We start from the raw sequence: 13,174 nt of genomic DNA, 5'->3' as shown, positions 1-13,174 counted from the left end.
CCCTCGGACCTGCAAGGAACCGGGGTTGCGGGCCCGCGCCGGAGCGCGTAGCCCGGTAGATCACGGATTCGTAATAAGTGGAGACGCGTGATGGATACCGGAGTCTGGGTCAGCCTTGCGGCCTATTTCCTGCTGATGCTGGCCATTGGCGTCTATGCCTGGCGGAAATCGACCGCCAATTCCGAGGAATACATGCTGGGCGGCCGCAACCTGTCGCCTTCGGTCGCGGCGCTGTCGGCCGGGGCCTCGGACATGAGCGGCTGGCTTCTGCTGGGCCTGCCCGGTGCGCTGTTCGTCTCGGGCCTGTCGCAAAGCTGGATCGGCATCGGTCTGGTCATCGGCGCCTGGCTTAACTGGCTGATCGTCGCCCCGCGCCTGCGCCAGCAGACCGAAGAATACGATAACAGCCTGACCATCCCCGGTTTCCTCGGCAACCGCTTCCCCAGCCAGGCGGTGCTGCTGCGCATCGTCTCGGCGATCATCATCGTGGTGTTCTTCTCGGTCTATACCGCCTCGGGCCTCGTCGGTGGCGGCAAGCTCTTCGCCAGCGCCTTTGGCGGCGATTACATGACCGGGGTGCTGGTTACGCTTGGCGTGGTCCTGGTCTATACCGTCATGGGCGGCTTTCTGGCCGTCAGCCTGACCGATTTCGTGCAGGGCTGCATCATGATGCTGGCGTTGGTGATCATGCCCATCGTGATCCTGACCACGCAGGGCGGCGCAGGCGTCGACCAGGCGGTCACGCGGCTGGAAGGGGTCGATCCGAATTACCTGTCGCTCTTTTCCGGCGTCACCTTCCTCGGCTGGCTGTCCGCCGTGGCCTGGGGTCTGGGCTATTTCGGCCAGCCCCATATCATCGTGCGCTTCATGGCCGTGCGCAGCGTCAAGGACGTGCCGACCGCGCGCCGCATCGGCATGAGCTGGATGATCGTCTCGCTGATCGGCGCGGTGGCCGTGGGCATCTTTGGTCGCGCCTATGCGCTGCGCACGGGGCTGGACGTGGCCGACCCGGAGACCATCTTCATCATCCTGTCGGACCTGCTGTTCCACCCGCTCGTGACCGGCTTCCTTTACGCCGCACTTCTGGCCGCGATCATGTCCACCGTGTCGAGCCAATTGCTCGTCGCCTCCTCCTCGCTGACCGAGGATATCTATCGCACCGTCTTCAAGCGCGGTGCGACCGAGCGCGAGCTGGTGAATGTCGGGCGGCTGGCAGTGCTGGCCGTGGGCGCGGTGGCGGTGCTGATCGCCAGCAACCCGGATTCCGAGGTGCTGGGGCTGGTCGCCAATGCCTGGGCCGGTTTCGGCGCGGCCTTCGGTCCGCTGATCGTGCTGGCGCTGACCTGGAAGCGGATGACCGGCGCGGGCGCGGTGGCGGGGCTCATCACCGGCGCGGTCGTGGTGATCCTGTGGATCGCCTCGGGCCTTGGCAGCACGCTTTACGAGATCGTGCCGGGCTTCATCGCCGCCTGGATCGCGATCGTCGTGGTCAGCCTCGCCACCCCGGACCGGGGCGAATACCGGGCACCGAAAGCCGGCTGAGCCTCGGGGAAAGCCCCGCGCGGGCTTTCCCTTTCGCCCTCGGGTGATTAGGTTGCGCGCAACGCGAGAACAGGCCAGCGGGGCGGATCATGTCGTTCTTTTCGAAACTGCGCGAGCGGCTGACCCGCTCTTCCTCGAAGATCGGACAGGGTCTGGACGAGATCGTCGGCGACGCGCCGGAGGGTGAGGCGGCACAGCCCGAGCCGGTGCCCGAACCTGTCGCCGCGCCGGTGGCCGAACCCGCTCCTGCCGCCCGCCAGCCGGAACCGGCGCCGCATCCGCGCCCCGATCCGATCCCGCAGCCGCGGCCCGAGCCGGCGCCGCGTCCTCATCCCGAACCGGTGCCGCCCCGGCCCGCACCAGTCAGCGCGGCCCCGGTCGCGCCGCCTGCCGCGCAGAAGCCCGGGCTGATGGGGCGGATCTTCGGTGGCGGCGCGCCTGCGGCCACGGCCGAGCCGCGCCGGGCGCTGGATGACGAGATGCTGGAGGCGCTGGAGGATATGCTGATCCAGGCCGATATGGGGGTCGAGACCGCGCTGCGCGTTACCGCCAATATCGCCGAAGGCCGCATGGGCCGCCGGGTGTCGTCCACCGAACTCAAGGAGTTGCTGGCCGGCGAGGTGACGCGGATCATGGCGCCGGTCGCGCGGCCCTTGCCGATCTATCCGAAGAAGCCGCAGGTGGTGCTGGTCGTGGGCGTGAATGGCTCGGGCAAGACCACCACCATCGGCAAGCTCGCCAGCCAGTTCCGCGCCGCGGGCAAGAAGGTGGTGATCGCCGCGGGCGACACTTTTCGCGCGGCAGCAGTCGAGCAGTTGCAGGTCTGGGGCCAGCGGGCCGGTGTGCCGGTAATGACCGCGCCCGAGGGCAGCGATCCGGCGAGCCTCGCCTTTGACGCGATGACCCGGGCCGAGGCCGAGGGTGCCGATCTGTTGATGATCGACACGGCGGGTCGGCTGCAGAACCGCGCCGACCTGATGGAGGAACTGGCCAAGATCGTCCGCGTCATCCGCAAGAAAGACCCGACCGCGCCGCACAACACGCTGCTGGTTCTGGACGCGACCACCGGGCAGAACGCCCTGTCGCAGGTCGAGACCTTCCAGAAGCTCGCCGATGTCTCGGGACTGGTGATGACGAAGCTCGACGGCACGGCGCGGGGCGGGGTTCTGGTGGCGCTCGCGGATCGCTTTGGCCTGCCGATCCATGCCATCGGCGTGGGCGAGCAGATCGACGATCTGGATGCGTTCGACGCCAACGAGTTCGCGCGGGCGCTGGTCGGGCTGTAGGATGGCAGAGGGTCGGCGGGCGGCCGCCCGAGGGGCGGTCGACCGCTGGCCCGGGCGGGCTTCGCCCTCGTTCCCGGGCCGGGCCTGCAGGCGTTACTGCTTGACCAGCGCAGCGTCGGTTTCCGGCACCACCTCGGCCTCGATCGTGCCATCGGGTTCGGCGACGGCTTCCGCCACCGGCTCGGGCGGCAGGAAGGGGGCGGTGATCTCGGCGGTCTTGGCCTGTTTGTCATAGATGCAGACATAGCGGTCCGCGCCCGCGCCATCGGGCAGCGTGTTGATGATCAGCGCCGCGCCATAGCTTTCCGAGCCGAAGGGATTGACCTCTATGACCGCCTCGCCGCCCTCGTCGGGGATCAGCGCGGTGCAGGCAGTTTCGACCTCGGCGCGGAATTCCTCCCACGCCTCGTCGGACGAGGCCAGCGTGATGCCGGGCAGGGTCAGCGTGGCCAGCGCGACGGCGGCCAGTTTCGGTGCAAGGGTCATCTCGGGGCTCCTACCTCATGTTTCGGGGTCAACGCCGCGCGCCGCGTCCGGGTTTCCGCCACAGTTGCGTGATGGGGCGCAGCAGGCGATCACGGTCTGATTGTTCCGGCAGCAATCGCGGATGATATAGTCGACCAGCCCCCCAATGGCCGCGAATTCGACGCGATAGGTGATCTCGCGCGCGTTGCGGGTCGAACTGACCAGCCCCGCATCGGCCAGGTTGGAGAGATGAAACGAGGCGCGCGAGGGGGTGGCCTCGGCCGTTTCGGCCAGTTGTCCGGCGGTCAGGCCCTGCGGCTCGGCGGCGACGAGGGCGCGCAGAATCCGTAACCGGGTGGGATTGGCCATGGCGGCGAGGGCTGTGAGGGCGCGGGGTTCTTCCATGATTCAAATATTCTTGAAATGACTGCGTGCTGCTGTATCATATTTCAAGAATCATTGAAATGGAAAGGGCCAATGATGACACCCCAGGACCTGCTTGATGCACTCTCGACCCTGCCGCCCGATGCGCCGCTGGTCTTTCAGACCGATGCGGGGCCGATCCGGGGCGGCTATCACGTGACCGAATGGCGGCAGAACCGGACCCAGAGCATCGATTGTGGCGCGCGCAAGACCGATTGGACCGAAGCGATCCTGCAATTGCTGGATGGATCGGGCGGGCGGCACATGACCGTCGGGCGCTTTGTCAGCATTCTGGGGCAAAGCATCCGCCATGTTGACGGCCTGGGCGACAGCCCGTTCCAGGTCGAATTCGCGCCGGGCAATGCCGGGCTGCGGCTCTATCGTCCCGAGGCGCCCGAAGCGCGTGAGGAGGCCGTGACCCTGCGGCTGACGGAATCGGCGGCGCTGTGCAAACCGGCGCAGCAGGCGCTGGCCGGGGTGGTCGCGGCGGGCTGCTGCGGGGCGGCCTGAGGCTTGGACATGAAAAAGGGCCGGTCAAACCGGCCCTTTCGCAACATCGTGTAACCCGCGCTTACTTCGTCGGGCGGATCAGGATCTCGACGCGGCGGTTCTGCGCGCGGCCCTCGGCCGTGGCGTTCGAGGCGATCGGCTGGCTTTCGCCGCGACCGGTGGCGACGACGCGGCCCGCGTTCACGCCCGCGGCGGTCAGGATGCCCGCGACCGACTGCGCGCGGCGCTGCGACAGATCCATGTTATAGGCGTCGCGGCCGGTATCGTCGGTGTGGCCCACCACTTCGACGCGGCTGTTCGGGTACTGGTTCAGGTTGCGCGCGACGGCATAGAGGTCGTTCTGCGCCGGGCCCGAGACGGCGGCCGAATCGGTGGCGAAGAGGATGCCTTCGGGCAGGATCACCTGCAGGTAGCTGCCGTGGTTGATGATCTGGATGTTCGGGTTGCTGATCGACTGCTGCAGCGACTGTGCCTGGCGGTCGAGGATATTGCCTGCGATGGCGCCAGCCGCCGCGCCAAGGATGGCGCCGCGCGCCGCGTCGCGGCCCTCGTTGTTGTTGTCGCTGTCGCGGGTCGCGCCCAGAACGGCACCCACGGCGGCGCCGGCAAGGGCGCCCTGCTGGGTGCGGCTCATGCCGCCAAGGGGGGCGCCGGTATTCGGGTCGGTGCAGGCGGCGAGGCCGAAGAGCGAGGTTGCTGCGGCAAGCGCGATAAGCCGGGTGGTCATCTGGTTTCTGTCCTTTGTTCGTTCCGTTTCGGTTTCAAGCCCGTCATTCGGCCCTGTTTTCCGGGCCTTCGGGCGAATAACGCGGATAAAATGCACAGGTTCCGATGGAAAACGCCAGTCACGCTTGTGTGGACGGGGCGGGCAGGCGCCCAATTCAGCGCATTGCGACCAGCCGGGTCAGTTTCGGTAGATTTCCGGCATGAAGGGTAGGTCGGTATCGCTTGGCCGTGCCCCTGCGGCGGTCAGCATGGCGTGGATCTGGCCGCGGTGATGGGTCTGGTGGTTGAAGAGCTGCACCACCAGCTCGGCCCGGGGCCGGGTGATCTGCCGGCCAAGCGCGCCGGAATGCCAGGTCAGATCGCCCGTGAACCAGTCCGGCGCGACATGGCTGGCCCAATCGAGGATGCGCCGGTCCATCTGCATCCGCTCCTGCCGGAAGGCCTCCCAATCACCGATCAGACCGGTCGAGTCGGAGATGCCGCCGGTCGGCAGCGCGCTGTCGCTGAAGCGGCCGAGCCAGACCCGGTCGGCCCAGAGCAGATGCGAGAAGGTCTTTTCGATCGAGCCGAAGAACGCCCCGCGCTCGGCCCGGCGGCTGGCATCGTCCAGCTCGTCGGCGGCGGTCAGAATATTGTCGTTCTGCCAGCAATTGTAGCGCGCCATCATCTGCGCATAGGCGGGGTCGGTCATCGCGCATCCCCTTTGATCGTGACTCACTGGACGACATTAGCGCGCAACCAAAGGGCGATGGCAAGGGCGGCTTGCAAAGCCGGGCGCATCCGGCGAAAACCCGGGCCATGGCCAAACCCGCGCGACTGCCCGACCCCTTGCCCTTTGCTGATCAGGTTGCGATCTTCTCGCGGCTGGCCGAGGCCAATCCGGAACCCGAGACCGAGCTTCATTTCACCAATCCCTTCACGCTGGTCGTGGCCGTGGCGCTGTCGGCGCAGGCCACCGATGCCGGGGTGAACAAGGCCACGCGCGGGTTGTTCGCGGTGGCCGATACGCCGCAGAAGATGCTGGATCTGGGTCTCGAGGGCGTGACCGAGGCGGTGAAGACCATCGGCCTCTTCCGGCAGAAGGCCAGGAACGTCATCGCGCTGTCGCGGATCCTGGTCGAGGATTACGCGGGCGAGGTGCCGGACAGCCGGGCGGCGCTGATGAGCCTGCCGGGCGTCGGGCGCAAGACCGCGAACGTGGTTCTCAGCGTGGCCTTCGGCCAGCCGGCGCAGGCGGTCGATACCCATATCTTCCGCTTGGGCAACCGCACCCGCGTCGCCCCGGGCCGTGACGTGGACGAGGTCGAGCGCGCCATCGAGGATAACGTGCCCGCCCGTTTCCAGCATCACGCCCATCACTGGCTGATCCTGCATGGCCGCTATATCTGTCAGGCACGCCGGCCGCGCTGCGGCCTCTGCGTGATCCGCGACCTCTGCCCCTTCGAGGAGAAGACCGAATGACCACCCCCTATGTGATCGGCATCGGCAATGCGATCATGGACGTGATCGCCCCGACCGACGACGCGCGGCTGGCCCAACTGGGCATCCAGAAGGGCATCATGCAGCTGATCGAGCGCGACCGGTCGGAATACCTGATGGCGGCGCAGGCTGACGACCACAGCCCCCGGCGCGAACAGGCGCGGCTGGTGCCGGGCGGATCGGTGGCGAATACGCTGGCCGGGATCGGGATGCTGGGGCTGCGCACGGCCTTCATCGGCCGGGTCGCCAATGACGCGCTGGGGCTCAGCTATGCCGAGCAGACCGAGGCGGCGGGGACCGTCTTCGTCAATCCGCCGGTTGGCGGCGAGGTGCTGCCCACCAGCCGCAGCATCATCTTCGTGACGCCCGATGGCGAGCGGTCGATGAACACCTACCTGGGCATCTCGGCCGAGCTGGGGGTCGAGGACGTGAATCCCGCGACATTCCAGGGCGCTGGATGGCTGTTCCTCGAAGGTTATCTGTTCGACAAGCCGGACGGGAAGCAAGCCTTCCTGAAGGCGGCCGAGGCCTGCCATGCGGCGGGCGGGCGCGCCGGGATCGCGCTTTCCGATCCGTTCTGCGTCGATCGCCACCGCGAGGGCTTCCGCCGTCTGGTCGCCGGGCCGATGGATTACGTCATCGGCAATATCCATGAATGGACCTCGCTCTATCAGACCGAGGATCTGGAAACCGCGCTGGCGCAGGCCGTGGCCGATTGCGGCACGGTGATCTGCACCCGCTCGGGCGAGAGCGCCATCCTGATCCGCGAGGGCCAGCGCGTCGAGGTGCCGGTTGATCGGGTGGTGCCCGTGGACGCCACCGGGGCGGGCGACCAGTTCGCCGCCGGGCTGATCTATGGCCTCGCCATCGGTGCGACGCTGGAGGCGGCGGGGCGCATGGGTTGCCTCGCGGCGGCCGAGGTGATCGGCCATGTCGGCCCGCGCCCGGAACGCGACCTGAAGGTGGATTTCCGCGCCGAAGGGCTGATCTGAGACGCAGCGCCCGGCGGGTCAGGCGCTGCGGAGCAGCCGACCAAGCCGGGCGATGCCCTCGTTCACCATCGCCTCGTCATGCAGCGTGAAGCAGAGGCGCAGGGTGTTCCGGCCCGATCCGTCGGGGAAGAAGGCGTGACCGGGGACGAAGGCGATCTTTTCGGCCCTGAGTGACCGGGCCAGCAACTCGGCGCTGTCCATGTGGTCTGGCAGGGTCAGCCAGATGAACATGCCGCCGTCGGGGCGGGTCCAGTGGACGCCGTCGGGCATCTCGCGCGCGAGCGCCGCCAGCATCAGGTCGCGGCGGCGGCCATAGACCCCGCGCAGCATCGGCACATGGGCGGCGAAATGTTCGCTGGCGACCAGATGGGTGGCGATCTGGTTCAGCGTCGCCGTGTGCAGGTCGGCGGCCTGTTTCAGCAGCACCAGCCGGCCGATGACCTCGCGCGCGGCGCAGGCCCAGCCAATGCGCAGCCCCGGCGCCAGCGTCTTGGAGAACGAGCCGCAATAGACCGTGCGGCACTGGTCGATATCGCCCTTGCGTTCGATTTCGAGCGCAAGGATCGGCGGCACCGCCTGACCCTGATAGCGCAGCGCGGCATAGGGCGCGTCCTCGAGGATCGCCATGTCCAATTCATCGGCCAGATCGAGGATGCGCAACCGCTCGGCCCGGTCCATGCTGACCCCGGTGGGATTGGCGAAATCGGGCGAGAGATAGGCGAATTTCACCTGACCGCCCGCCGCCTGCGCCTCGGCCCGGATCTCGGCTGCGGGGCGGTTGTCGCCGGGGATCAGCGGGGCATAGCGCGGCTGATAGGCGTTGAAGGCACCGATGGCGCCCAGATAGGTCGGCCAGCCGACCAGCGCCGTGTCGCCGGGGGTCAGCATCAGCTTGCCCAGGTAATCCAGCGCCTGCTGTGAGCCCGAGGTGATCAGGATATTCTCGCGCGTGCAGGGGATGCCGTCCGCCGCCATCTGTTCCGCAATCCAGTCGCGCAGCGGGCCATAGCCCTCGCTGACCGAATATTGCAGCGCCACGCCGGCATTCTGGTCGCTGAGTGCGCTGGTCATGGCCTCGCGAAACGCCTCGGCCGGGAACAGCGCCGGGTCGGGAATGCCGCCGGCGAAGGAGATGATGTCGGGCTGGTCGAGCAGCTTCAGAAGCTCGCGAATCTCCGAGGCGCGCATCCGTGTCATGCGCTCGGCCCAGAGCGTGCTCCAATCCATCGCCGGTCTCCCCTGACTGCTCCCTTTGCCATCCGTTGCGCGCGGCAGAGGGTAAGTCAATGGGTCTGACCTGTTCAGGCGGCTTGCTTGCGGGCCTCGGGCAGGGAATTGGCGCAGTCGATCAGCGTTTCGCTGGCGGGACGCGGGCGGAAGCCCAGATCGCGGGTGGCCTTGGAATGATCGACCTCGCGGCGCCGGCCGATATCGTGGCGGAACATCCTGAGGCGCGGCTGGAACAGCGCAATGACCCGCACCAGCGCATTGGGCAGGGTTTTCGTGGGCACCTTGGCGGCGCGGGGGCCGAGGCCGTCGCGCAGGATCTGCGCGATCTCGGGCATCCAGAGGAAATGGCCGGTGCAGAGGTAACGCTGGCCGGGGGCGGCGGGGGCGTCGAGCGCGGCGACATGGGCGGCGGCAAGATCACGCACATCGACGACCGAAAGGCCGAGGTTCAACAGCCGCGCCGGCTGGCCCCGCAGCATGCCGCCGATCACCCAGACCGAGCCGGTGTCGATGCCGGGCAGAAGCGGGCCGAAGACCGCGCCGGGATGGATGGTGGTCAGCGTGGTCTTGCCACCATGGTCACGCATGAAGTCCCAGGCCGCGCGCTCGGCCAGGATCTTCGAGCGGCGATAGGCTTCGAGCAGCGGATCCTCGGGATCGGCCCAGATCTCTTCGCTCGACTGGCCGGTGGCGCGGTCGCGGGCGGTGGCGGCGGCGGAGGTGAGGATCACCCGATCCACACCGGCAGCCACGGCGGCCTTGAGCACGCGCAAGGTGCCGTCGCGGGCCGGGGCGATCAGGGCGTCGCGATCCTTGGGCGCCTCGCGGCCAAGGGGCGAGGCGACATGCAGGACATGGGTGATGCCCGCCATGGCCTCGGTCCAGCCCGCATCGCTGGTCAGATCGGCGATGGCGAAGCTGAGGCGGTTGCCGGGATCGACCTGCGAGCCGACGGCGCGGCGCACGTCACCTTCGCGCGCGGCGCTGCGGATGGTGGTGCGGACAGAATAGCCGCGCTTCAGCAATTCGACGATGCACCAGCTGCCGACAAAGCCGGTGCCGCCGGTGACGAGAACGGTCTTGGACATGGAACGAATCCCTTTGCAAATCTGATGGATCGGATATAAGTATACGAGTGTAGACTTGCAAGAGGGTCATGATGGCGGATGAGAAACCGACACGCAGGCGCAATGCCGAGGAGACGCGCAGCGCCATTCTGGCCTCGGCACGGCGGGCGTTCGCGGAGAGCGGCTATGACGGTGCGGGCCTGCGCGGGATTGCCGAAGCTGCCGGGGTGACGGCGATGATGGTGGGACGCTATTTCGGCTCGAAGGAGCAGCTTTTCGCCGAGGTGGTGGCCGACACGATGCGCGATCCGGTGATCCTGTCGGCGGACAACCTGGGCTCGCCGCAGATGGCGCGCGAGTTCGCGCGGGCGCTCGTTGGCCTCAGCACGCCGGGGCAGGCGGTGCTGGACGGGTTCCGGGTCATGTGGGCCTCGGGCGGCAGCGAGGTGGCAGCGCGGATCGCGCGCGAGCAGATCAGGACGGTGCACCATGCCACCGCCGAAGGTCTGGTCCGGGGCGATCATGCGCCCGAGCGCGCGGCGATCCTGCTGTCGCTGGTCGCGGGGGTGCAGCTGATGCGCCAGCAAATCGGTTTGCCGGCGCTGGCGGACGCCGATCCCGAGGTGCTGGCGGGGCTCTTGGAGCCGGTGATCGCGGTGGTGCTGGGGGTGGCGTAGCGTCGAGACCGGGGGTTTCACACCCCCCCAGCCCGGCACGCGGGCCGGGCGCTTGCCGCTGAAAAAGGTCCACCGGATCTTTTTCCGGGCGCGGCTCGCCCCGTGGGATATTTGCGCCAAGATGACGGGGTCGTCCCCATGATCTGTCGCAAGCCTGTGAGCCGGCGCGAGGCAGGCCGGCGTTGCGCGCTATGCACCCCGCGTGTATCAGGTCAAAAAAGACGGGCAGTTCAGAGGAAGACGCGGATGCGCAGGGTAGTAGTCACCGGATTGGGAATGGTCACGCCGCTGGCCTCGGGGGTCGAGGCGACGTGGGAGCGGCTGTTGGCCGGCAAGTCCGGGGCCGGGCCGATCACCCGCTTCGACGCCAGCAACGTCATCACCAAATATGCCTGCGAGATTCCTTACGGCGACGGCAGCGACGGCACGTTCAATCCCGATGACTGGATGGAGCCGAAGGACCGGCGCAAGGTCGATGACTTCATCCTCTATGCGATGGCGGCGGCGGTGCAGGCGGTCGAGGATTCGGGCTGGAAGCCGCAAACCGACGCGGACCGCGAGGCGACCGGCGTGATGATCGGCTCGGGCATCGGCGGGCTGACCTCGATTGCCGAAACCGCCGTGCTGATCAAGGAGCGGGGGCCGAAGCGGGTCTCGCCCTTCTTCATCCCCGGTTCGCTGATCAACCTTGCCTCGGGGCAGGTCTCGATCCGCTTCGGCTTCAAGGGGCCGAACCATTCGGTGGTCACGGCCTGCTCGACCGGCGCCCATGCCATTGGCGATGCGGCGCGGCTGATCATGCTGGGGGATGCCGACGTGATGGTCGCGGGCGGAGCGGAAGCGCCGATCAGCGAGATCGGCATTGCCGGTTTCAACGCCTGCAAGGCGCTGTCCACGAAGCGCGAGGATGACCCGCAATCGGCCAGCCGCCCCTATGACGCCGACCGTGACGGTTTCGTCATGGGCGAGGGCGCGGGCGTGGTGGTGCTGGAGGAATACGAGCACGCCAAGGCGCGCGGGGCCAAGATCTATGCCGAGGTGCTGGGCTATGGCCTGTCGGGCGACGCCTATCACATCACCGCCCCGAGCGAGGATGGCGATGGCGGCTTCCGGGCGATGCGCAACGCGCTGAAAAGCGCCGGGCTGGCACCGGAGGATGTGGATTACATCAACGCCCATGGCACCTCGACCATGGCCGATACGATCGAGCTGGGCGCGGTCGAGCGCCTGCTGGGCGATCACGCCAAGGACGCGGTGATGTCCTCGACCAAGTCGAGCATCGGGCACCTGCTGGGTGCGGCCGGGGCGGTCGAGGCGATTTTCTGCATCCTCGCCATCCGCGACCAGATCGCGCCGCCGACGATCAACCTCGACAACCCGGCGGTGACGCCGAAGCTGGACCTGGCGGCCAATGCCGCCGTGCGCCGCAAGATCGACGTGGCGCTGTCGAACAGCTTTGGCTTTGGCGGCACCAATGCGAGCCTGGTCCTTGGCAAGGTCGACGCATGATCTGGCGGCACATCGTCTCGAATTTCCTGACGCTGGCGCTGGTCCTGATGGTGGCGGCGGCGATTGCCGTGGCCTGGGGCAAGCGGCAGTTCAGCGGGCCGGGGCCAAGCGCCACGGCGCAATGCGTGCAGGTGGCGCAGGGCGCCAGCCTGAACGCGGTGAGCAACCGGCTGGCCGAGCAGGGGGCGATCAGCAGCGCCTATATCTTCCGCGCCGGGGTCGATTACCAGGGCCGCGCGGGGCAGCTGAAGTTCGGGAGTTACATGGTGCCGCCCGGGGCCAGCATGGAGGCGATCGCCGATGCGATCACCGCCGGCGGGCCGTCGACCTGCGGGACCGAGGTGATCTTCCGCGTCGGCGTGCGGGCCAACAGCGTGGTCCTGCGCGATATCAACCCCGAGACCGGCGCCTATGAGGAGCGGGTGAAATATGACCCGGCCAAGGAAGAGGCGCCCGAGGCGATCCTTGCCGCCGGGCAGCAGCCGGATGCGCGCCTGCGCATCGCCGTGGCCGAGGGCGTGACCAGCTGGCAGATCGTCGAGGGGCTGAAAGAGGCCGATTTCATGGCCGGCGAAGTCGGGGACGTGCCGGCCGAGGGCAGTCTCGCGCCCGATACCTACGAGGTGAAGGTGGGTGCTGACCGCGCCGCGCTGCTGGCCGAGATGGGGCAGCGGCAAGCGGCGATCCTTGAGCAGGAATGGGAGGCGCGGCCTTTCGGCCTGCCCTATGCCAGCCCGGAAGAGGCGCTGATCATGGCCTCGATCGTGGAAAAGGAAACCGGCATTCCCGACGAGCGCGAGACGGTTGCCAGCGTCTTCGTCAACCGGCTGGAGGAAGGGATGCGGCTGCAGACCGACCCGACCGTCATCTATGGCGTGACCGGCGGGCAGGGGATTCTGGACCGCGGCCTGAGGCAGTCGGAGCTGAACCGGCCGACGCCCTACAACACCTACCAGATCGACGGGCTGCCGCCGACGCCGATTGCCAATCCGGGCAAGGCCGCCATCCATGCGGCGCTGAACCCGGCCGACACGGATTTCGTCTTCTTCGTCGCCGATGGCTCGGGCGGGCACGCCTTTGCCCGGACGCTCGAGGAGCACAACGCCAATGTCGCGCGCTGGCGCGAGATCGAGGCCAGCCAGCCCGCGCCCCAGCCCGAGAATGGCGGCTGACGCGAAGCCGCTGGAAATGGCTGAAAATCCACGCCATCATGACCCCCGTGACCGGAACCCGGCGCGGGGGTTTTCGTTGGGTCTGATCGCAGCATC

General features: G+C 67.8%; 14 protein-coding genes. 8 read left to right on the top strand and 6 right to left on the bottom strand.

The window, feature by feature from the left end; translation table 11 throughout:
* Nucleotides 1-90 precede the first annotated feature (90 nt).
* Nucleotides 91-1,542: a sodium/proline symporter PutP gene (gene putP / locus Q1A36_RS01365; protein WP_299838643.1), complete on the top strand. Its 1,452-nt coding sequence runs from the start codon at nucleotides 91-93 to the stop codon at nucleotides 1,540-1,542.
* A gap of 89 nt (nucleotides 1,543-1,631) precedes the next feature.
* Entirely contained in the window at nucleotides 1,632-2,828 is a 1,197-nt protein-coding gene (gene ftsY, locus Q1A36_RS01360) for a signal recognition particle-docking protein FtsY (protein WP_299838640.1), read from the top strand.
* A gap of 93 nt (nucleotides 2,829-2,921) precedes the next feature.
* Here ftsY and Q1A36_RS01355 read toward each other — a convergent pair whose 3' ends face one another.
* Nucleotides 2,922-3,314: a hypothetical protein gene (locus tag Q1A36_RS01355; protein WP_299838638.1), complete on the bottom strand. Its 393-nt coding sequence runs from the start codon at nucleotides 3,312-3,314 to the stop codon at nucleotides 2,922-2,924.
* Nucleotides 3,315-3,329: 15 nt separating this feature from the next.
* Complete coding sequence (locus Q1A36_RS01350; protein WP_299838635.1) at nucleotides 3,330-3,698, bottom strand: metalloregulator ArsR/SmtB family transcription factor; 369 nt, start codon at nucleotides 3,696-3,698, stop codon at nucleotides 3,330-3,332.
* A gap of 75 nt (nucleotides 3,699-3,773) precedes the next feature.
* Here Q1A36_RS01350 and Q1A36_RS01345 point away from each other — a divergent pair, with 75 nt between their 5' ends.
* The gene (locus Q1A36_RS01345) at nucleotides 3,774-4,226 is read left to right on the top strand and encodes a DUF6428 family protein (RefSeq protein WP_299838632.1); all 453 of its coding nucleotides are present in this window, start codon (nucleotides 3,774-3,776) and stop codon (nucleotides 4,224-4,226) included.
* A 61-nt stretch (nucleotides 4,227-4,287) separates the two neighbouring features.
* Here the strand turns inward: Q1A36_RS01345 and Q1A36_RS01340 are convergent, their stop codons facing one another.
* Both Q1A36_RS01340 and Q1A36_RS01335 read right to left on the bottom strand, forming a co-directional pair.
* A complete protein-coding gene (locus Q1A36_RS01340; RefSeq protein WP_299838630.1) occupies nucleotides 4,288-4,953 on the bottom strand; it encodes an OmpA family protein in 666 nt (221 codons plus the stop codon).
* Nucleotides 4,954-5,130: 177 nt separating this feature from the next.
* Nucleotides 5,131-5,643 (bottom strand): DinB family protein, encoded by a 513-nt coding sequence (locus tag Q1A36_RS01335; RefSeq protein ID WP_299838627.1) that lies wholly within the window; start codon nucleotides 5,641-5,643, stop codon nucleotides 5,131-5,133.
* 107 nt (nucleotides 5,644-5,750) lie between these two features.
* On the opposite strand from Q1A36_RS01335, the gene nth reads away from it, so the two are divergent.
* Nucleotides 5,751-6,413, top strand: a complete 663-nt coding sequence (nth, locus tag Q1A36_RS01330; RefSeq protein ID WP_299838624.1) for an endonuclease III — start codon at nucleotides 5,751-5,753, stop codon at nucleotides 6,411-6,413.
* Complete coding sequence (locus Q1A36_RS01325) at nucleotides 6,410-7,423, top strand: adenosine kinase (protein WP_299838621.1); 1,014 nt, start codon at nucleotides 6,410-6,412, stop codon at nucleotides 7,421-7,423. Before nth ends, Q1A36_RS01325 begins: the two co-directional genes overlap by 4 nt.
* An 18-nt stretch (nucleotides 7,424-7,441) precedes the next feature.
* Here the strand turns inward: Q1A36_RS01325 and Q1A36_RS01320 are convergent, their stop codons facing one another.
* Nucleotides 7,442-8,650, bottom strand: coding sequence for a PLP-dependent aminotransferase family protein (locus tag Q1A36_RS01320; RefSeq protein WP_299838618.1), 1,209 nt, complete (start codon nucleotides 8,648-8,650; stop codon nucleotides 7,442-7,444).
* 74 nt (nucleotides 8,651-8,724) lie between these two features.
* Nucleotides 8,725-9,741: an NAD-dependent epimerase/dehydratase family protein gene (locus tag Q1A36_RS01315; RefSeq protein WP_299838615.1), complete on the bottom strand. Its 1,017-nt coding sequence runs from the start codon at nucleotides 9,739-9,741 to the stop codon at nucleotides 8,725-8,727.
* Between the two features lie 71 nt (nucleotides 9,742-9,812).
* On the opposite strand from Q1A36_RS01315, the gene Q1A36_RS01310 reads away from it, so the two are divergent.
* The 3 genes from Q1A36_RS01310 to mltG all read left to right on the top strand — a co-directional run bounded on the left by Q1A36_RS01310 (nucleotide 9,813) and on the right by mltG (nucleotide 13,078).
* Nucleotides 9,813-10,397, top strand: coding sequence for a TetR/AcrR family transcriptional regulator (locus Q1A36_RS01310; RefSeq protein ID WP_299838612.1), 585 nt, complete (start codon nucleotides 9,813-9,815; stop codon nucleotides 10,395-10,397).
* Between the two features lie 246 nt (nucleotides 10,398-10,643).
* Nucleotides 10,644-11,906 (top strand): beta-ketoacyl-ACP synthase II, encoded by a 1,263-nt coding sequence (gene fabF / locus Q1A36_RS01305; protein WP_299838609.1) that lies wholly within the window; start codon nucleotides 10,644-10,646, stop codon nucleotides 11,904-11,906.
* Entirely contained in the window at nucleotides 11,903-13,078 is a 1,176-nt protein-coding gene (gene mltG / locus Q1A36_RS01300; protein ID WP_299838606.1) for an endolytic transglycosylase MltG, read from the top strand. Before fabF ends, mltG begins: the two co-directional genes overlap by 4 nt.
* The last annotated feature ends 96 nt before the right edge of the window (nucleotides 13,079-13,174 follow it).

Source organism: uncultured Paracoccus sp., from assembly GCF_947487305.1.
In the GTDB taxonomy this organism is placed as follows: Bacteria; Pseudomonadota; Alphaproteobacteria; order Rhodobacterales; family Rhodobacteraceae; genus Paracoccus.
The sequence above is the reverse complement of the archived record's forward strand: the minus strand, read 5'-3'. Positions and strand labels throughout refer to the sequence as shown.

Coding starts and splice junctions, on each gene's coding strand:
- putP (WP_299838643.1), top strand. CDS start 91: ATGGATACCGGAGTCTGGGTCAGCCTTGCGGCCTATTTCCTGCTGATG.
- ftsY (WP_299838640.1), top strand. CDS start 1,632: ATGTCGTTCTTTTCGAAACTGCGCGAGCGGCTGACCCGCTCTTCCTCG.
- Q1A36_RS01355 (WP_299838638.1), bottom strand. CDS start 3,314: ATGACCCTTGCACCGAAACTGGCCGCCGTCGCGCTGGCCACGCTGACC.
- Q1A36_RS01350 (WP_299838635.1), bottom strand. CDS start 3,698: ATGGAAGAACCCCGCGCCCTCACAGCCCTCGCCGCCATGGCCAATCCC.
- Q1A36_RS01345 (WP_299838632.1), top strand. CDS start 3,774: ATGACACCCCAGGACCTGCTTGATGCACTCTCGACCCTGCCGCCCGAT.
- Q1A36_RS01340 (WP_299838630.1), bottom strand. CDS start 4,953: ATGACCACCCGGCTTATCGCGCTTGCCGCAGCAACCTCGCTCTTCGGC.
- Q1A36_RS01335 (WP_299838627.1), bottom strand. CDS start 5,643: ATGACCGACCCCGCCTATGCGCAGATGATGGCGCGCTACAATTGCTGG.
- nth (WP_299838624.1), top strand. CDS start 5,751: ATGGCCAAACCCGCGCGACTGCCCGACCCCTTGCCCTTTGCTGATCAG.
- Q1A36_RS01325 (WP_299838621.1), top strand. CDS start 6,410: ATGACCACCCCCTATGTGATCGGCATCGGCAATGCGATCATGGACGTG.
- Q1A36_RS01320 (WP_299838618.1), bottom strand. CDS start 8,650: ATGGATTGGAGCACGCTCTGGGCCGAGCGCATGACACGGATGCGCGCC.
- Q1A36_RS01315 (WP_299838615.1), bottom strand. CDS start 9,741: ATGTCCAAGACCGTTCTCGTCACCGGCGGCACCGGCTTTGTCGGCAGC.
- Q1A36_RS01310 (WP_299838612.1), top strand. CDS start 9,813: ATGGCGGATGAGAAACCGACACGCAGGCGCAATGCCGAGGAGACGCGC.
- fabF (WP_299838609.1), top strand. CDS start 10,644: ATGCGCAGGGTAGTAGTCACCGGATTGGGAATGGTCACGCCGCTGGCC.
- mltG (WP_299838606.1), top strand. CDS start 11,903: ATGATCTGGCGGCACATCGTCTCGAATTTCCTGACGCTGGCGCTGGTC.